Raw genomic sequence first — 18312 nt, 5'->3', positions numbered from 1 at the left:
CAGAGTCAGGAAAGGAAAACGGAAGCAACGAGCAGGATTGCGATCTCGCCAGACTGCTGCAGCGCGCCGACCGTATCGCCGGTCTGGCCGCCGATCTGGCTGCGGCACAGCTCGCGGAAGGCGGCAAACAACAGGCCGAGCAGGATAAGCGCGGCGACCGCGCCACCGAACCCTAGCGCCAGCAGCGCGACGGTGCCGAGCGCGGCGCCGGCAATGGCGGTTTCGGCCGACATGGTGCCTGCATCGACCGAGAGGCCGTCGCTGCGCGCCGCCGGCAAAAGATGCATGAAAGCGCCGAACAAGCCGCGCGAGGCGGCATGCGCGGCAATCAGAGCCCAGAACATCTGGGCCGGGCCGGCGAATTCCGAAAGCACGCTCCAGCGGATCAGCAGCGACAGGGCGAGCGAGCAGGCGCCGTAGGCGCCGATACGACTGTCGCGCATGATCTCCAGTTTTTTCTCGCGTGTCCTGCCGCCGCCAAAGCCGTCGGCGACATCCGAAAGCCCGTCTTCATGCATGCAGCCGGTGGCGAGCAAGATCGCGGCAAGGGCAAGGGCTGCTGCCGGGCCGGCGGCAAGACCGAGCCAGGTCCCGACCGCGTAGACCAGGGCGCCGATCAGAGCGACGGCGAGGCCGGCAACCGGCGCTGCCCAGATCGCGGCAGCAAGGCTGCGGTCCCGAAAATCGACGACCGGCAGCGGCAGCCGGGTGAAGAAGACGACGCAGAGCGCGATGTCATCGAGGATTTGCCGAGTGGAGAGTGTCATTCGCCTCTCGCAATGGCATGGAAGAATGCGCCGCTGACATGGCCGCGGCGGTAGCCGGAGGCGCCGAGCGGATTGCCTTGGCCGTCAGCGAGGTCGGCCAAGGGTTCGTCACTGCCGGTGGCAATCATCTGCGCATAGTGGAATTCGTGGCCGCGGATCAGCGCGCCTCGGTCTCCCAGCGGACAATCGGCGCGCAGCCGCGCCTCGCGGTAGCCGAGGTTCATCTTTCGCTTGGCAAAGCTGGTCGAGTGACCGAGCAGGCCGAGCATCGCGTGCGTCTCGCCCGATGCGTCCTCCAGCGCTTCGCCGAGCACCATGAAGCCGCCGCACTCGCCATGCACCGGCCGTGTTGCCGCAAACGCCTCGATGCCGGCCCTGAACGTCGCAGCCGCCGCGAGGCGGCCGGCGTGAAGCTCGGGATAGCCGCCAGGCAGCCAGCAGACATCGCAATTTTCGCCGGGCGCTTCGTCGGCAAGCGGCGAGAAGCGGATGATCTCAGCCCCGGCCTTGCGCCAATGCGCGGCGACATGCGGATAGAGGAAGGTGAAGGCGGCATCCTCTGCCAGTGCGATGCGTTGTCCGGGCGGTGGCAGCGCGTCGTCGAAACTGCCGGGAGCAGGCGCGAAGGGCGCCGCCAGCGCCATGATGGCGTCGAGGTCGAGCGAGCGTTCGACCATGTCGGCCAGCCGGTCGAGATGCGCCATCAAATTCTCATATTCGCCGGCCTGGACGAGACCGAGATGGCGCTCCGGCAGGTTGAGCGAGGGATCGCGCAGGATCGCGCCGACCACCGGCAGGCCGATCGCCTCGATGGCGTCGCCGCAGAGACGGCGGTGACGTTCGCTGCCCAGCCGGTTGAGCACGACGCCGGCCATGCGCACATCAGGGTCATAGCTGGCAAAACCCTTGGCGACGGCTGCCGCCGTGGTCGACTGTCCGGAAACGTCGAGCACCAGCAGCACCGGCAGGCCGTAGAGCCGTGCGAGATCGGCCGCCGAGCCGGTGCGGCCCGGAGCAGCCGGAATCCCGTCGAACAGGCCCATGGCGCTTTCCAGGAAGATGAAATCGGCATCTTCAGTTGCGTCGCCGGCCAGCGCGTTGAGCAAAGCAGGCGGCATCGCCCAGCTGTCGAGATTGACGCCGGAAAGGCCTGTCGCGGCGGTGTGGAAACCTGGGTCGATATAATCGGGGCCGGATTTGGCGCCGCGCACCTTGAGGCCGCGCCGGGCGAGCGCGCGCAATATACCGATGGTGACGCTGGTCTTGCCCGAGCCTGAGCGCGGTGCGCCGATGATGATCGCGCGGGTCATGGCTCGCCCGCCAATGCCGCGCGCATCGCGACGATGCCGCCGACGACGATCAGCGCCGGCGCGCTCAACCCGGCGGCGGCCGCCTCATCGGCGATGGTGGCAAGGGTGGCGACGACGATGCGCTCCTGCGGCGTCGTCGCGGCGACGATCACTGCAGCAGGCGTCGAAGGCGGCAGGCCGCTGCCAAGCAGTGAGGCTGATATCAGCGGCAGATTGGCCATGCCCATATAGACGACGAGCGGCTGACCGGTGCGGGCGATTGCCGCCCAGTCGAGGTCGTCGTCGGTACCGGCGGCGTGGCCGGTGGCCAGGATCACCGCCTTGTTGATGCCGCGCATGGTGGCCGGGATGCCGGCTCCGGCAAGCGCGCTGAGGCCCGAAGTCAGGCCGGACAGCACGCGGAACGGGATGTTTTGGCGCGCCAGCGCCAGCGCCTCTTCGCCGCCGCGGCCGAAAATATAGGGGTCGCCGCCTTTCAGCCTGACGACGCGGCGGCCCTCGCGCGCCAGCCGCACCAGCAAAGCGGTGATGTCGTCCTGCTTCATCGACGGTTGGCCGCCACGCTTGCCGGCGTAAAAAAGCTCGGCGCCCGACGCCACTGCCACGATATCGGGAGAGACCAGTGCGTCGTAGACGAGGGCATCGCACTGCCCAAGTGCGGCCAGCACTTCCAGCGTCAGGCAGCCGGGATCGCCAGGGCCGGCGCCGGCCAGCCAGACATGGCCGGGCTCAAGCTGGCGCGGCTTGAAGTTGAGCCGGGCCAAAGCCTGTTCGATCGTGGTGTTTCCTCTGTTGTTTCCGGTGCCGTCGTTCACAATCCGTCCCGTCCGCGAAAACGCCGCTGGTAGTGGGCGTCGTAAAGTGAACTCTCGCCAAAGTTTTCCGCTGCCAGCGAGCGGCCGACAAAGATGATTGCCGTGCGCTCCATCGGATCGGCGGCCAGTTGCGCCTCGATCGTCGCCAGCGTGCCGGTCAGCACGCGCTCGTCCGGCCAGGAGGCACGGAAGACGACCGCTACCGGGCAATCGGCGCCATAGAACGGCGTCAGCTCGGCGACGATGCGGTCGATGACGTGGATGGCAAGATGAATGGCGAGCGTCGCGCCGGTGCGGCCGAAGCCGGCCAGGGTTTCGCCAGGCGGCATTTTGGACGCGCGGCCGGAGATGCGGGTCAGCACCAGGCTTTGCGCGACTTCGGGAATGGTCAGCTCGCGGCGAAGCGCTGCCGCGGCAGCCGCGAAGGAGGGCACGCCCGGCGTCAGCGTATAGGCGATGCCGTGCTTCTCCAGCCGGCGGATCTGCTCGGCGACAGCGCTCCACACCGACAGGTCGCCGGAATGCAGGCGGGAGACATCGTGGCCGGCCTGGTGGGCCGCCAGGTACTCCGCTTCGATCTCGTCGAGCGACATCGGCGCGGTGTCGATCAGCTTCGTGCCGGGCGCGCAGTGCTGCAACAGTTCCGGGGCGACGATCGAGCCGGCATAGAGGCAGACCGGGCAGCTTGCCAGCAGCCGGTTGCCGCGCAAGGTGATGAGGTCGGCCGCGCCGGGACCGGCGCCGATGAAGTGGACGGTCATGCGGCGTCTCCGCTGATGGCGATGGCGCAGGTGACCGGGCCAAGCACGGTGCGCGGCCCGAGCAGTTTTGCGCCTTTGCCCGCGGCAGCAAGCGCCGAGGCTTCGGAAACCGACGGCGTGCCGGCACGCGCCTGCGACAGGTCGGAACGGCTGATTGCGCGCGGCGACGCGGCCTCGAGCGCAGCGTCCTCGACAACGATCACTGGAAGAGCGAGTTCGCGGCCCGCAGAGAAGATTGCCTGCTCGTCCTGCTTCTGAGAAGCGGTGGCGAGCGCCGAAAGCGCCGTCATCGCCAGCCCATGTGCTTCCAGAACGGTTTCTATGGCGGCAAGCACATCCCTTGCGCTGACGCCCTTGCGACTGCCGATGCCCGCGACCATCATGGCTTGACCCAGCTCCATTGGCTGACCGGCATGGCAGACCGCCAGGCCTGCATCGAGCCAACCGGCGAAGCGCGGGATAGTGCGATGCGGGTGAGATCGCCGCCGAGCGACGCGTGACGGGCGAGCAGCAGCGCCTCCATCTCCAGCGTCACCGCATTGGCGACCAGCCGGCCGCCAGCACGCAGGGCCTCGAGGGCCGTTTCCAGCACGCCGGTATCGCTGCCGCCACCGCCGATGAAGATCGCGTCCGGCGTCTCCAATCCGGCGAGCGCCTGCGGCGCCGAACCCTCTATCACGGCAAGTCCGGGCACGCCGCAGGCGGAACCGTTGCGGCGGATGCGGGCGGCGCGGGTTGGATCGGCCTCGATGGCAGTAGCGCGCATCGTCGGATGGGCGAGCATCCATTCGATGCCGATCGAGCCGGAGCCGGCGCCGATGTCCCACAGCAACTCGCCGCGCCTGGGGGCGAGGGCCGACAGGGTGATGGCGCGCACCTCGCGCTTGGTGATCTGGCCGTCATGCTCGAACAAGTGATCGGCAAGGCCCGATGTCAGCGGCAGGATGCGTGCTCCCGATGTTGAGTCAACTTCGACCGCCAGAACGTTGAGCGGATTGATCTTTTCCAGATCGAAGGCGTCTGCGCGCACCGAGCGCAGCCTTTCGTTCGGGCCGCCCAGCGCCTCAAGTGACGTCAGCTGCGAGGCACCGAAGCCGAGCTCGGTCAGCAGGCGCGCAATCGCCGCCGGCGCATCGCCGTCCGAGGTCAGCGCAAGGATGCGGGTGCCCGGATGCAGCAACGGCCGGATCAGGTCGAGCGAGCGGCCGTGCAGCGAAATGGTCTCGATATCCTGCAGCGCCCAGCCGAGGCGGGCGGCGGCCAACGAGAGGGCAGAAGCGGCTGAAATCACCTGCATCTCCTGGGCAGGAATTTTGCGAGCAAGGGTGACGCCGACGCCATGGAAGAACGGATCGCCCGACGCCAGCACGCAGACTCGCCTGCCGGAAAGCGCCAGCACGTCGCGCATCTCGGCATCGAAAGGGGTCGGCCAGGCACGGGCTTCGCCTTTGGCGAGCGACACGACGAGCGCAAGGTGGCGCGTGCCGCCGAAGACGAATTCGGCCTCGGCGATCAGCCGCTTGGCCTCGTCGCCGAGACCCGCTACACCGTCCTCGCCGATGCCGACGATTGTGAGCCATTTTGGTGTTGGCTGTTTATTGTTTGACATGCCGCGCCGCCCCTCATCCGCCTGCCGGCACCTTCTCCCCGTATAGTGACGGGGAGAAGGGAACTGGCCGCAACGCTGGCGTCCCCCTCTCCCCGTCCTTCACGGGGAGAGGGTAAGGGTGAAGGGCAGCTCGGCGTGGCCTGACGTGGTGCCAATGAAGCGCATTCTGATCCTCGGCGGAACCACCGAAGCCCGGCAACTGGCGGGAAAGCTGGCCGCGCGTGCCGATCTTGCGATCACATTGTCGCTGGCCGGCCGCACCGGAAATCCCGTCGCGCAAGGCGTACCGACGAGGGTGGGCGGTTTCGGCGGCGCCGACGGGCTGGCTGCCTACCTCCGCGAGACCCGCATCGAGCTGCTGGTCGACGCCACGCATACCTATGCGGCGCAAATCTCCGCCAATGCCGCGGCAGCGGCGCGAGAGGCCGGCGTGCCGATCGTTGCGCTCAGGCGCCCGGGCTGGGAGCCTGCCGAAGGCGACCGCTGGACGCTGGTCGACAGCGTTGCCAGCGCGGTGACGGCGCTGGCCGCTGCGCCACGCCGCGTTTTCCTGGCGCTTGGCCGGCAGGAGGTCGCCGCCTTCGAGGCGGCGCCCCAGCATCATTATCTCATCCGCAGCGTCGATCCGGTCGAGCCAAGGCTCGCTGTGCCCGACGCGACCTATCTCCTGGCGCGCGGGCCGTTCCGGGAAGCCGACGAACGTGCACTGCTTCTGGAACACCGCATCGATGTCGTCGTGTCCAAGAACAGCGGCGGCGAGGCGACCTACGGCAAGATCGCCGCAGCGCGGGCGCTCGGCATCGAGGTGGTCATGATCCGCAGGCCGGCGCTGCCGGATGTCGCGTCGGCTGAAACCGTCGAAGCCCTTGCCGCGATGGTCGATCATTTTCTTGGGCCCGCCGTCGAACGCGGCGTGTAGACCAGCGCCGGTTTTTCGCCGCGCTTGATGATCCTTGTTTCCGGCGAGCCGATGATGATGCAGGTCGCCATGTCGGCCTTTTCTGAATCGGCGTCCGCCAGCAGAAAAATCTCGATGCGCTCGTCGGGACGGCCGGCAGCACGGCCGAAGACGACCGGTGTGGTGCCCGGCAGGATCGCAGTCAGGCATTCGAAGGCGCGGCCAAGCTGCCAGGGGCGCGCCTTGCTGATCGGATTGTAGAGCGCGATGACGAAACCGGCGCCGGCCGCAGCCAGCAGCCGCAATTCGATGAGATCCCATGGTTTTAGATTGTCTGACAACGAGATGGCGCAGAAATCATGGCCGAGCGGCGCGCCGATGCGGGCCGCGACCGCGAGCATTGCGGTGATGCCGGGCAGCATCGAAACGTCAACGGCACGCCATTCGGCCGGGCCGGCCTCGATCGCCTCGCAGACGGCTGCCGCCATGGCAAAGACGCCGGGGTCGCCGCCCGAGACAACGGCGACATTGTGGCCCTGCGCAGCCATTGCCAGCGCGTCCTTGGCGCGGGACAGCTCCTCGCGATTGTCGGAGGCGACGCGGGTCTGGTCCGGGCGCAGGTCGAGCCGGTCGAGATACGGTTTGTAGCCGAAGAAGAATCTTGCCTCGGCGACGGCGCGGCTCGCTTCCGGCGTCACCTGGTCGGCATTGCCGGGCCCAAGGCCGATAACGGTCAGGCGGCCGCTCATGTTTCGGCTCCCAATGCGGCGGCCCGGCCTGACCAGCCGGCGACCAGCACGATGGCGAAGTAGGGCGCGTTGTCGTCCTGCTTGTCGGCCAGCCGCATCGAAACGCCGCCCGGCATGGTGCCGCGCTCGACATAGACGGCACGCGCCAGCTTGTCGGTCGCCTCCAGCGCGCGCCTGATCTTGGGCAGGTTGCGGCCAACCTTCATGATGACGGCAGCATCGGTGTCGGCGAGGCGGCGGGTCAGCTCGAATTCGCTCATCGTGCCCGGCAGCACGGTCAATACATCGTCGCCCTGGACGATCGGCGTTCCGGTGGCCGACCAGCAGCCGGACATGGCAGTGACGCCGGGAATGATCTCTGTTGGAAAGCGGTGCGCCAGCCTGACATGCAGGTGCATGTAGGAGCCGTAGAACAGCGGGTCGCCTTCCGAAAGCACCGCGACCATCCTGCCGGCGCTGAGATGCTCGGCGACCTTTTCGGCCGACTCCTCGTAGAAATCCGCTATCTGCGACCGATAATCGCTGTGATCCTTGTCGATTTCGGTGGTGACGGGATAGAGCAGCGGCAACTCGATCAAATCAGGACGAAAATGCGCGCCGACGATGGCGCGCGCGTTGCTGTTGTTGCCGCGCTTGGCGAAATGCGCCACCACGTCGGCCTCGGCCAGCGCGCGCACGGCCTTGAGCGTCAGCAGCTCGGGGTCGCCGGGACCAGTGCCGACGCCGACAAGCCTGCCTTTTACAATCGCGTTCACAGGCCCGGCCTCGCCAATGCGTTGAGCGCGGCGGCGGTCATGGCGCTGCCGCCCAGCCTGCCGCGCACAATCGCGTAGGGCACGCCGTAAGAATTCTCGGCCAGCGCGTCCTTCGATTCGGCAGCACCGACGAAACCGACCGGCATGCCGATGATAACAGCCGGTTTCGGCGCACCGTCGCGCAGTCTCTCCAGCAGGTAGAAAAGTGCGGTCGGCGCATTGCCGATGGCGACGACCGAGCCGGCCATGCGCTCGCCCCACAATTCAATGGCTGCGGCCGAACGGGTGTTGCCGATCTTTTTCGCTATGTCGGACGTCCGCGGGTCGCGCAGCGTGCAGATCACCTCGTTACCGGCCGGCAACCGGGCGCGCGTGACACCATGTGAGACCATCTCGGCATCGCAGAAGATCGGCGCGCCGGCCGCCAGTGCCGCGCGGGCGGCGGCAACAAAAGCTTGCGAAAAAACAAAGTTCTGCGCGGCCTCGACTTGGCCGCAGGCATGGATCATGCGGATGGCGACATCGGCTTCGGCATCGGAAAAGCGCGACAGGTCGGCCTCGGCGCGAATGATGGCGAAGGAGCGCTCATAGATCGCCGTGCCGTCATGGATGTAGTCGTAGGGGGCGGGCATGTTCATTCCTGTCGGTAGAGTTCGGTGACACCGGCCGCGCCAAGCCTTGTCAGGCAGGCGGCGGTGGTCTCGCCTCGAAATCGTGCCTCGCGGATCGCTGCGGCAATGCGGCCAACGCCGTGCGCGGCGTCATAGCCTGGCCTGTATCCGGCGGGAAGGGCCTTCGCCGTCCCGTCCACGACAAGTCCGGCCTCGTTTTCGCCGCCGACCAGTGTCAGCGCCGCCGGGCCGGGATGGGCACAGCCCTTGGCGCAGCCGGAAATGTGCAGGGTGACGGAGGCATCCAGGAGGTCGCGGTTTTCTGCGGCGATGGTTTCGGCGATGTCGCGCGTGGCGATCCGGCCGGAGGCGCAGGCCGGCGCACCGGGGCAAGCGGCGATCCTGGTGCGCGGATCGGCTGCGTCGGTGACGAAGCCGAGGGTGGCGGAGGCCTGCTGGAGCGAGCGGCAGGCGGTCGGGGAGAGGCCGAGGAAAAGCAGCGCGCGGTGTGGCGCCAGACGGATTTCGGCCGCGTCAAGGGTGAGGGCGTATTGGGTGAGTGCGATGATCTTCTCCGCCGGCATGCTGCCGAAGGGCAGGCCGATGCCGAGGGCGGCCGTGTTGCTGGCGAGAGGAAAGAGGCCGATCGGCGAAGGTATTGGTTCGGACAATTTGACAGGCAGGCGATCCTGCGCACCCCCCTCTGTCCTGCCGGACATCTCCCCCGCAAGGGGCGAGATCGGCAGTTCCGACGCCGCCGCTCGTCCTGCAAGGCCAGTGATTGGCGAAAGCGGTGATGAGAGCTCAATCTCCCCCCTTGCGGGGGAGATGTCCGGCAGGACAGAGGGGGGTGTGAAGGAATGCCAGCTTGCGAGGGATACTAACTGCCTCTCCGTCAAATCCCGTGCGTGGGCTTCGCGGCCTTTTTCGGCGACCATCCTCAACATCGCGATGGCGATATCGCGGGCCGCATCGTCTCCCACCGTAGCGAGCGGCTTCGCATTCTGCCCATCACCCGCCACAGACACCTGCCACCTGATTCCCGCATTGGTGCGCACCGCAGCCAGCCGCACATCGGCTGTCACCACATCCATAGCCAACTGTCCACCGCCGTCCACGATCACCGACACCTTCGGGCCAAGGCGCTGTGCCAGCCCGGCTTCAGCAATCGCTGCCCGAATCCGCTCCGCCAGCGGGCGTGGGTCGGCGATCTCTTGCGGATCCAGCCCGGCCAGCGGTCCGGTCTCGACCGGCAGGCCGGTGCGCACTGCGATGCCGAGCGCGGCGACCTCCATTGCCAGCAGCCGGGCGCTGGCCGGCGTCAGGCCGCGGATCTGCAGGCTGCCACGTGCGGTCACCTCCATGATGCCGTTGCCATGCCGCGATGCGGATTCACTGAGCCCGATCAAGGATTTCGGCAAGAGTCCTCCAGCGACCGGGTTGAGCCGCACCAGAAGCCCGTCGCCGGTCTGCATCGGCGCGGACAAAGCGGGGCAGGCGCCGCGTCGGGAGAAGGCGTTCATGCCGCCACCCCCAACGCGCGGGCTTCGGCGATCAGGGCGGCGAGGTCGTCGTCGACGGAATTGCGCAGTGGGTGCCAGAGACCGCGCCGCCGCGCCGACAGAAACCGCTCGGCGATGATTTTCGCGGCCGCCGGATTTTCGCGCAGGATGAAGGCGCGCACCTCGGGATCGCCGAGATAGGCGTCGTGCACGGCCTCGATCAGCGTGCCCGGTATGGCATGGGTGGTCTCGGCGAAACCGACGAGACGGTCGACCGTCTCGGCGAATTCCGAGGCACCGCGCGGCCCGTGCCGCATCTGGCCGACAATGAAGCGCGGGTTGACGGCGCGGGCGCGAACCACCCGAGATACGGCTTCTCCAACCGAGCGCGGCTTCGGCTTTTGCGGATCCGTGGTGTCGAGGACGATGACGTCGGCGTTCTTGCCAAGCGCTGCAAGCGCCGCCGAAAAACCACCGATGAAGGCGACATCGGCGGACCCTTCCAAAATGTCGCGGCCGGGGTCGTCTCCGGTATGGACGAGGAGGTCGGCCTCGGCGACGCGGCCCTCGAAGGCGCCGGGCGCTGAAATCGCTTCGCCCTCGGCGCCGCCATAGGCATGCGAGGTGGCGTCGAGATAGGCGCGGCCGATTTCTTCGCGCGCGGCCCAGTCGCCGCTCGACAGCAACGCCTCGACACCGGTGCCGTAGGTGCCGGGCGAGGTGCCGAAAATGCGCGGGCTGGCCTTGCCATCGGCGCGGGTTTTTGCGGCGAGCGGGTTTTCCGTCGCGTCCTCGTCGCGGGCGGCGACGGCGTTGGCGGCCGCATCGATCAGGGCGATCTGGGTCGGGAACATGTCGCGGAACAGGCCTGAAATACGCCAGGTGACATCGACGCGCGGGCGGCCAAGGGTGGCGGGCGGCAGCACCTCGATGCCGGTGACGCGGCCGGTGGCGGAATCCCATTGCGGCCGGCAGCCCATCAGCGCCAGGCCTTGTGCGATTTCCTCGCCGCCGGTGCGCAGCGAGGCCGAGCCCCAGAGGTCGATGACCAGCGAGCGCGGCCAGTCGCCATGCGATTGCATGTAGCTGCGCAAGACCTCGTTGGAGGCCGCCCTGCCGAGATCGAAGGATGTCGGCGTCGGCATGGTGCGTGGATCCGATGTGAACAGGTTGCGGCCGGTCGGCAGCACATCGCGGCGGCCACGCGCCGGTGCCCCGGCCGGACCGGCAGCGATATGGCGGCCGTCGAGGGCCGCGATCAGCGCAGACTTCTCGGCCGCCGCACTTTGCTGGCGCAGCTGATCGGCCTCGCCCTCGGCTGAGCGGCCAAAGATGTGCAGCCCGTCCTTGATGGCGAAATCCTTCAGGTCGCAGAGCCAGGCATCGATGCGGCGCAGCGCTTCGTCGGGCGCGTCGGTTCCGGCGACGCCGGCCTCGGAGGCGAGACCGGTCTTTTCAGCGGTTTCGACGATCAGCCTCGCCAGGCGATCGCGGCGGCGGCGGTCGAGCCCGTCAGCCTGGGCATATTCGTCGACCAGCCGCTCGAGCTGCTGCTGGTCCTCGTCGAGCCCGGCGCCGGTCAGCGGCGGCGGCAAATGGCCGAGGGTTACGGCGGCGATGCGCCGCTTGGCCTGTGCCGCCTCTCCCGGGTTGGAGACGATGAAGGGATAGATGACGGGTAATGCGCCGGTGACGATCTCGGGAAAACAGGATTCGCTGAGCGCCACTGTCTTGCCGGGCAGCCATTCCAGCGTGCCATGGGCGCCGACATGGACGAGGGCATGGACATCGAGCGACTTGCGCAGCCACAGGCCAAAGGCGATCAGCGCATGGCGCGGCGGCAAGGCCGGGTCGTGATAGTCGGCGCGACGGTCGACAGAGCGCCCGCGGTCGGGGGCCAGTGCTACGGTGATGTTGCCGAAGCTGGTAGCGCGGAAGGGGAATTTTGCAGAAGCAGGCGCTTGAACACCCCCCTCTGTCCTGCCGGACATCTCCCCCGCAAGGGGGGAGATTGCGCCCTCATCTCCGCTTTCGCTAATCTCCAACGCCGCAAAGGGAGAGACGCCGGCGAAACTGCCAATCTCCCCCCTTGCGGGGGAGATGTCCGGCAGGACAGAGGGGGGTGCCTCGCACAAACCTGTCTCATCTTCTGCATTCCCCCATGCGGCCGTCACGGCAGCGATGGCCGCCGGCGGCAATTCCTTCGAGAAGGTCAGATACTCCTCCAACCTCAATCCACCTTCACCACGCTCCAGCATCTCCAGCAACGCGCGCGGCGTTTGCGGAATCCCTTCAACGACGTAGCCCTGTTCGCTCAGGTCGTGCAGCATCGCCAGCACGCTCGACGGCACGTCGAGGCCGACGGCGTAGCCGGTGCGGCCGGGGGCGCTCGGATAGTCGGGGATCAGGATGGCGAGCTTGCGTTTTTCGCGCGGCGTGCGCTGCAGGCGCACGAACGCCTCGACACGGTTCGCCACCTGGGCGACGCGGTCCGGCTCCGGCCGGTTGGCGAAGGCGCGGAAGGCCAATGCCGGATCGACCTCGCTTTCGCCCTTGAAGGAAATGGCGCCGGCGAGAATGCGGCCATCGAGTTCGGGCAGGACGACATGCATGGCGAGGTCGGCGGGCGCCAGGCCGCGCTGGTTGTCTTGCCAGATATCGCGGCGTGTCGTCGCGACGATGACCTGGAAGACAGGAACGCCGGCGCGGTCGAACAGGGTTTCGACGCCGGGCTCGGCACCGGAGGCGAAGGCGGTCGCGGTGATGATGGCGGCCGGCTTCAGCGTGGCAAGCGCGGTTTCGACAAAGGCAAGCGAGGCCGGGTCCTTGAGGCTGGAGACGAAGATCGGCACGGGGGCCATGCCGCGCTGCCGCAGCGCTTCAAAAAGCGCGTCGATCGGCGCGACATCGGCGGCGAGCAGCATCGAGCGGTAGAAGAGGATGGGCACGACGTCCCCCTCTCCCTCGAGGGGAGGGTGGCCCGCAGGGCCGGGTGGGGTCGTTGCGGCAGTGCTCGACGTTTTTTGCTGTTGGCGCACTTCAGAGCGTTGGCGCACTTCACAGGCGACCCCACCCCCCCGGGGGGGGGCGGCCCCCCCCCCCCCGGGGGGGGGGGGGACGTCGCGCTCTATGACACCGCGTCCTGGTTGATAGTAGCCCGCCTTCGGCACGACAACCGGCTCCGCGACCGCCACATCTGATCCGGCGAGACTTGCCAGCCTTTGCACCAGCGCCGTCATATTCTCCGGGCCGCCTTCGCGAAAATAGCCGAGCAGGCCGTCGAGCTCCCGGCGCGGCAGCGTCGAGCATTCGATCAGTCGCAGATCCTCGTCGCGGCATTCGCCGGGCAGCAGCGCCAGTTTTATGTCGTGCGCGCGGGCGGTCGAGGCGAGCTGGTCGCAGCCGTAGCGCCACCAGTCGTAACCACCGAGGATGCGGACCAGAATAACCCTGGCGTGCCGGGCGACGCTGTCGATCCAGAGGTCGACGGACATCGGGTGGCGCAGGTCGCGCAAGGCCGCCAACCGCATCGACGGCAGGCGATCCGCGTCTGCCTGCCATGCCGCCGCCAGCCCGGCCAGGTCGCTGTCGGTGAAGGACAGCGCCACGACATCCGCAGGCGTCTGCCTGAGATCGACAGGCTCGGCGAGATCGTCGAGCGAGGCGGATGTAGTGGTGAGGATGTGCATCGCAGCTCGTGCCTGAGGTCAGCCGGCGAGAATACGCTCGATGGCCGGGCGGTTCAGCCCTTTCAGGCCGATGACGACGAGGCGCGAGCGGCGGTCGTCGTCGGCAGTCCAGGCGCGGTCGTAGTAGTGGTTGACGCGCGGCCCGACAGCCTGCAGCAACAGTCGCATCGGCTTGCCGCCGACCTCGACGAAGCCTTTTACGCGCAGCACGTTTTCTTCCTCCGCCGCCGTGGCGACACGCAAAGCCAGCTCATCGGGATTGGCGATCGACGGAATATCGATGACGAACGAGTCGAAATCGTCATGCTCGTGATCGAGCTCGTCGTCGTGGTGGGTCTTGCGGTTCTCGATGTCGTCCTCGACGGCAAGGCCGAGGCCGAGCAGCACGGAGGGATCGACCTTGCCCTGCGAGGTCGGCACGATCTTCACCGCGCGGGCGGCGTGCTTGCCGATGACGGCATTGGCGCGGGCCGAGCCGGTGGCGTCCATCAGGTCGCTCTTCGACAATATGATCAGGTCGGCGCAGGCGAGCTGGTCCTCGAACACCTCCTCGACTGGATCGTCGTGGTCGAGCGTCTCGTCCTGCGCGCGCTGCGCCTGCAGGGCGTCCATGTCGTTGGCAACGCGGCCTTCGGCCAGCGCCGGTCCGTCGACCACGGCAATGACGCCGTCGACCGTCACCCGGCTCTTCACCGTCGGCCACTGGAAGGCCTGGACCAGCGGCTTGGGCAGGGCCAGCCCGGAGGTTTCGATCAGGATATGGTCGACCCTGGGCGTCAGCGACAGGATCTGGTCGAGTGCGGGGACGAAATCGTCGGCGACGGTGCAGCAGATGCAGCCATTGGCCAGCTCGACGATGTTTTCCTCAGGGCAGGTGTCGATGCCGCATCCCTTAAGAATCTCGCCGTCGATGCCGATGTCGCCGAACTCGTTGACGATGATGGCCAGCCGCTTGCCGCCGGCGTTTTCGAGCAGATGGCGGATCAGGGTCGTCTTGCCGGCGCCGAGGAAGCCGGTGACGACGGTGCAGGGCACGCGGGAGACGGAAGTGGTCATATCTGGTCCTTCGAAAGGTCGAGGGGAGGGATGCGGGCAACGAGGCCGCGCTTCAGGCAATCGGGGCGACCGCGCCATGGGATGAGGCCGTCGGTCGAGGTGGCGAAGAGTTTTGCGCCGGTGATGAGATCGGCGCCGCTGGTCGCGGTCAAGTCGCCGAAGACATAGCTCCAGCAGCCGTCGCGCAGGATAGCGGCGCTGAGGCGGCGCTTGCAGTTGCCGAGGCATTCGACGCTGCGGATACGGATATTTTCGCCAGAGGCGGCGCGGCGCGTGTCTTCGGCCAACAATTCGCCGGCGCGGGGATGGCCGTCGGAGCCGGTCTCGTCACGGCAGGAGGCGCAGACGATCACGGTGACGTCGGCCAGAGCATCATCATCGCCGGACAATACGCCCGCTGTCTCAGCCGAAAAACTGCTGTCGCGTTCCAAATCAGGCTCCTTGCCCGGAAAACCCGCCAGGCGATCGGATTTTTATGTCCTAGACGGCAGGTCTCCTGGCTCGCGGGTCATCGCCTTGGTGCCGCCTTCCCGGGATTTTCCCAGTGGTTATCGGCCTTGGCTCGTCGCTTACAGTTGCGGGGACAGCCGCGGATTTGAAATCGGATTTCGCACCGCATTCCCTCTTGGCTCCTCCCTTTGCCGAGAGGAGACCGTCTGAACCGGATTTAGGCTTGTGGAGGCAGTCGTGTCAACGCACGTCTACGACGCCGCAATGTCGGCGAGAGCCGAACCCAGATCCCCCGCAGGCGTCACCTCGATGCGTTCGAGCCCGAGCCAGCCCTGCATCAACTGCAATTCCTCAAAAAGTTCGGCGGCGGTTTGCGGCGGCGCGCCGGGCTCGGCATAGGCGGCATGGACGCGCAGCACGCCGGCCCGGCGGTCAGCCCTAAGGTCGATGCGCGCCACGATCCTTTCGCCGAGCAGGAACGGCAGCACATAATAGCCGTATTGGCGCTTTTCGGCAGGGGTGTAGATCTCGATGCGATAGCGGAAGTCGAACAGCCGTTCCGTGCGCGCCCGCTCGAAGACGACCGGATCGAACGGAGCGAGCAAGGCGCGCGCCTCGATTTTGCGCGGAAAACGGGCGTCCCTGTGAAGATAGGCTTGCTTGCTCCAGCCTTCGACCCGAACCGGCAAAAGATCACCGGCGTCGACCAGTTCCTCAATGCGGCCTTTGATATCAGCGGGAGAGAGGCGGAAATAGTCGCGCAGGTCGCCTGCTGTGGCGACGCCGTGGGCGCGGGCGGAGATGCGCAGCAATTCGCGGTGCGCATCCTCAGGCGAGGGCACCGGCAGGGCAAGTGTCGCCGGCGGCAGCACGCGCTGCGGCAGATCATAAAGCCGCTCGAAGCCACGACGCGACGCGGTGGTGATGCGGCCGGCCCAGAACAGCCATTCGAAAGCGTGCTTGGCGTCGCTCCAGCCCCACCAGCCGCCTGAGCCTTTCTGGCCCTCCAGGGCGGAAGCGGCGATCGGGCCGCGTTCGACGACCTCGCGATAAATGTCTTCAATGTAGGCGGCGCGTTCGCGGCCCCACTTGGCCAGCCCGTTATACATTTCCTCGCCGCGCTCGGCCCGTTCCATGCGCCAGCGCATCAGCGGATAGGTTTCGACCGGCAGAAAGGAGGCTTCGTGCGCCCAATATTCGAAGACTTTGCGCTTGCGCGTCACGGCGGCGTTGTCGAGCAGGGCGAGCGGGTAGGGGCCAAGCCGCGAATAGAGCGGCATATAATGGGCACGCACCACCGCGCTGACGGAATCGATCTGCAGCAGACCGGTCCGGGCAAGCACACGGGCCAGATGGCGGCGATCGGGCGTGCCGTTAGGGCGAGGATCGGCAAACCCCTGTGCGGCAAGCGCGATGCGCCGGGCCATGGCGAGCGAGATTTTTTCCTTCATGCAGACGGCACTCTGTCGGCGTTCGACCAAAGGTGGGAGAGATGATTCCGCACCATGCTAGCAGGGTTCTGGCGGCATCCATGTCAGGAGAGAAAAGTGGAGTAAAAAGCGAAGGAAATCAAACAGGAGCGGATTGGACCAGTTTATCCGGATATGCCGTCGAGCACCGTGTTTTGAACAAGGTTTGACTTGCTTCGCCGAAAGCCCTGCGCTAACCCTCGCCGCGTTGCAGCATAGAGCCCCCTAAAACGGTTCAGTGGTTAAACTGTCACGCTTCCGCAAGTGGGTCCGGTGCTGTAATCAGAGTGGATTGGCCGCCAACGGAAAGCTGCAGCATGAACGCATTGTTGAGTTCGTACCTGCCCATCGTCCTGTTCATCGGCGTGGCGCTGGTCGTCGGCCTGGCGCTGCTTGCCGCACCCTTCCTGGTGGCCTACCGCAATCCCGATCCGGAAAAGCTCTCCGCCTATGAATGCGGCTTCAACTCGTTCGACGATGCCCGCATGAAGTTCGACATCCGCTTCTACCTGGTGTCGATTCTGTTCATTATCTTCGATCTGGAGGTGGCTTTCCTGTTTCCGTGGGCAGTGTCCTTCAGCCAGATCGGCATGCTCGGCTTCTGGTCGATGATGGTGTTTCTGGCGGTGCTGACCATCGGCTTTGCCTATGAATGGAAGAAAGGAGCGCTGGAATGGGATTGAGCGACAATTCCGGCACGCTCGTCGCGCCGAAGCCAAAAGGCATTCTCGACCCCAGCACCGGAAAGCCGGTGGGGGCGAATGATCCTTTCTTCCTCGAGATCAACGACGAACTGGCCGACAAGGGCTTTCTCGTCACCTCGACCGAGGCGCTGATCACCTGGGCGCGCAGCGGCTCGCTGATGTTCATGACTTTCGGTCTTGCCTGCTGCGCGGTCGAGATGATCCACACCTCGATGCCGCGCTATGACTCGGAGCGGTTCGGCGTTGCGCCGCGCGCGTCGCCGCGCCAGTCCGACATCATGATCGTCGCCGGCACGCTGACCAACAAGATGGCGCCGGCGCTGCGCAAGGTCTACGACCAGATGCCGGAGCCGCGCTACGTCATCTCGATGGGTTCCTGCGCCAATGGCGGCGGCTATTACCACTATTCCTATTCGGTGGTGCGCGGCTGCGATCGCGTCGTGCCTGTCGACATCTATGTGCCCGGCTGTCCGCCGAGCGCGGAAGCGCTGCTCTACGGCATCCTTCTGTTGCAAAAGAAGATCCGCCGCACCGGCACGATCGAGCGGTGAGCGCGATGATGAGCCTGAATGAACTCTCGACCTATCTCGGCGAGAAGCTGAGCGGCCGGATCGGCGAAGCGGTGTTTGCCTATGGCGAACTCACGATCTCGGTCGAGCCGCAGGATCTGATCGAGGTGGTGAGCTTCCTGCGCGACGATCCAAAATGCCAGTTCATCTCGATCATCGACGTCTGCGGCGCCGATTATCCGTCGCGGCCCAAGCGCTTCGACGTCGTCTATCACCTGCTGTCGCCGAAGCAGAATATTCGCATCCGCATCAAGGTCCAGGCCGACGAGGAGACGGTGGTGCCGTCGATCACCGGCGTTTATCCCGGTGCCGACTGGTTCGAACGCGAGACCTACGATCTCTACGGCGTGCTGTTCTCGGGCCACCCCGATCTCAGGCGAATCCTGACCGACTACGGCTTCGAAGGCCATCCGCTGCGCAAGGATTTTCCGCTGACCGGTTTCGTCGAGGTGCGCTACGACGACGAAGCCAAGCGGGTCATCTACGAGCCGGTGGAATTGAAGCAGGAATTCCGCAATTTCGATTTTCTCTCGCCATGGGAAGGGACGGACTACGTTCTGCCGGGCGACGAGAAAGCCAAGACGAATTGAGACGCCAG

The 18312-nt window shown here is 66.5% G+C and carries 18 protein-coding genes and 1 riboswitch; of the genes, 4 read left to right on the top strand and 14 right to left on the bottom strand.

Features of this window, described 5'->3' with window-relative positions:
* Window positions 1-5: 5 nt before the first annotated feature.
* From cobS to cbiE, 6 genes are read right to left on the bottom strand one after another with little or no spacing between them, the layout of a single operon-like run.
* Window positions 6-767 carry an adenosylcobinamide-GDP ribazoletransferase gene (gene cobS / locus AC0L2M_RS04495; protein ID WP_473534140.1) on the bottom strand — a complete coding sequence of 254 codons (762 nt, stop codon included), beginning with the start codon at window positions 765-767 and terminating at the stop codon, window positions 6-8.
* Complete coding sequence (locus AC0L2M_RS04490) at window positions 764-2077, bottom strand: cobyrinate a,c-diamide synthase (RefSeq protein WP_473534139.1); 1314 nt, start codon at window positions 2075-2077, stop codon at window positions 764-766. The genes cobS and AC0L2M_RS04490 overlap by 4 nt, the downstream gene beginning before the upstream one ends.
* Complete coding sequence (gene cobA, locus AC0L2M_RS04485; RefSeq protein ID WP_473534138.1) at window positions 2074-2892, bottom strand: uroporphyrinogen-III C-methyltransferase; 819 nt, start codon at window positions 2890-2892, stop codon at window positions 2074-2076. The genes AC0L2M_RS04490 and cobA overlap by 4 nt, the downstream gene beginning before the upstream one ends.
* Window positions 2889-3653, bottom strand: coding sequence for a precorrin-4 C(11)-methyltransferase (cobM, locus tag AC0L2M_RS04480; protein WP_473534137.1), 765 nt, complete (start codon window positions 3651-3653; stop codon window positions 2889-2891). The genes cobA and cobM overlap by 4 nt, the downstream gene beginning before the upstream one ends.
* Entirely contained in the window at window positions 3650-4036 is a 387-nt protein-coding gene (locus AC0L2M_RS04475; protein WP_023798839.1) for a cobalamin biosynthesis protein, read from the bottom strand. Before AC0L2M_RS04475 ends, cobM begins: the two co-directional genes overlap by 4 nt.
* On the bottom strand, window positions 4033-5262 hold the full coding sequence (gene cbiE, locus AC0L2M_RS04470; protein ID WP_473534136.1) for a precorrin-6y C5,15-methyltransferase (decarboxylating) subunit CbiE: 1230 nt from the start codon (window positions 5260-5262) through the stop codon (window positions 4033-4035). Before cbiE ends, AC0L2M_RS04475 begins: the two co-directional genes overlap by 4 nt.
* A 154-nt stretch (window positions 5263-5416) precedes the next feature.
* Here cbiE and AC0L2M_RS04465 point away from each other — a divergent pair, with 154 nt between their 5' ends.
* Window positions 5417-6181 carry a cobalt-precorrin-6A reductase gene (locus AC0L2M_RS04465; RefSeq protein ID WP_473534135.1) on the top strand — a complete coding sequence of 255 codons (765 nt, stop codon included), beginning with the start codon at window positions 5417-5419 and terminating at the stop codon, window positions 6179-6181.
* On the opposite strand, the gene AC0L2M_RS04460 is transcribed toward AC0L2M_RS04465, so the two are convergent.
* From AC0L2M_RS04460 to AC0L2M_RS04425, 8 genes are all read right to left on the bottom strand, one after another.
* Complete coding sequence (locus tag AC0L2M_RS04460; protein WP_473534134.1) at window positions 6145-6909, bottom strand: precorrin-3B C(17)-methyltransferase; 765 nt, start codon at window positions 6907-6909, stop codon at window positions 6145-6147. The two genes, AC0L2M_RS04465 and AC0L2M_RS04460, sit on opposite strands and share 37 nt — an antisense overlap.
* Window positions 6906-7664: a precorrin-2 C(20)-methyltransferase gene (locus AC0L2M_RS04455; protein ID WP_473534133.1), complete on the bottom strand. Its 759-nt coding sequence runs from the start codon at window positions 7662-7664 to the stop codon at window positions 6906-6908. The genes AC0L2M_RS04460 and AC0L2M_RS04455 overlap by 4 nt, the downstream gene beginning before the upstream one ends.
* Window positions 7661-8302, bottom strand: coding sequence for a precorrin-8X methylmutase (locus tag AC0L2M_RS04450; RefSeq protein ID WP_473534132.1), 642 nt, complete (start codon window positions 8300-8302; stop codon window positions 7661-7663). Before AC0L2M_RS04450 ends, AC0L2M_RS04455 begins: the two co-directional genes overlap by 4 nt.
* The gene (gene cobG / locus AC0L2M_RS04445) at window positions 8299-9798 is read right to left on the bottom strand and encodes a precorrin-3B synthase (protein WP_473534131.1); all 1500 of its coding nucleotides are present in this window, start codon (window positions 9796-9798) and stop codon (window positions 8299-8301) included. The genes AC0L2M_RS04450 and cobG overlap by 4 nt, the downstream gene beginning before the upstream one ends.
* Window positions 9795-13466, bottom strand: a complete 3672-nt coding sequence (locus AC0L2M_RS04440; RefSeq protein ID WP_473534130.1) for a cobaltochelatase subunit CobN — start codon at window positions 13464-13466, stop codon at window positions 9795-9797. The genes cobG and AC0L2M_RS04440 overlap by 4 nt, the downstream gene beginning before the upstream one ends.
* 18 nt (window positions 13467-13484) lie before the next feature.
* Window positions 13485-14522, bottom strand: a complete 1038-nt coding sequence (gene cobW / locus AC0L2M_RS04435) for a cobalamin biosynthesis protein CobW (protein WP_287219171.1) — start codon at window positions 14520-14522, stop codon at window positions 13485-13487.
* The gene (locus tag AC0L2M_RS04430) at window positions 14519-14953 is read right to left on the bottom strand and encodes a DUF1636 family protein (protein WP_287219173.1); all 435 of its coding nucleotides are present in this window, start codon (window positions 14951-14953) and stop codon (window positions 14519-14521) included. Before AC0L2M_RS04430 ends, cobW begins: the two co-directional genes overlap by 4 nt.
* Window positions 14954-14991: 38 nt before the next feature.
* Window positions 14992-15194, bottom strand: a riboswitch (cobalamin riboswitch).
* Window positions 15195-15223: 29 nt separating this feature from the next.
* Window positions 15224-16423: a winged helix-turn-helix domain-containing protein gene (locus AC0L2M_RS04425; RefSeq protein WP_473534129.1), complete on the bottom strand. Its 1200-nt coding sequence runs from the start codon at window positions 16421-16423 to the stop codon at window positions 15224-15226.
* Window positions 16424-16758: 335 nt separating this feature from the next.
* Between AC0L2M_RS04425 and AC0L2M_RS04420 the strand changes: the two genes are divergently transcribed.
* Genes AC0L2M_RS04420 through AC0L2M_RS04410 form a run of 3 tightly spaced genes read left to right on the top strand, consistent with a single transcriptional unit; the run spans window position 16759 to window position 18304 of the window.
* Window positions 16759-17124: an NADH-quinone oxidoreductase subunit A gene (locus AC0L2M_RS04420; protein ID WP_023798850.1), complete on the top strand. Its 366-nt coding sequence runs from the start codon at window positions 16759-16761 to the stop codon at window positions 17122-17124.
* Window positions 17115-17696 (top strand): NuoB/complex I 20 kDa subunit family protein, encoded by a 582-nt coding sequence (locus tag AC0L2M_RS04415; RefSeq protein WP_023798851.1) that lies wholly within the window; start codon window positions 17115-17117, stop codon window positions 17694-17696. The genes AC0L2M_RS04420 and AC0L2M_RS04415 overlap by 10 nt, the downstream gene beginning before the upstream one ends.
* Before the next feature lie 8 nt (window positions 17697-17704).
* Window positions 17705-18304, top strand: a complete 600-nt coding sequence (locus AC0L2M_RS04410; RefSeq protein WP_287219426.1) for an NADH-quinone oxidoreductase subunit C — start codon at window positions 17705-17707, stop codon at window positions 18302-18304.
* Window positions 18305-18312: the final 8 nt, after the last annotated feature.

It is taken from the genome of Mesorhizobium sp. WSM4806, from assembly GCF_055811635.1.
Note: the sequence above shows the minus strand (reverse complement) of the source record. Positions and strands in the feature narration are given on the sequence as shown.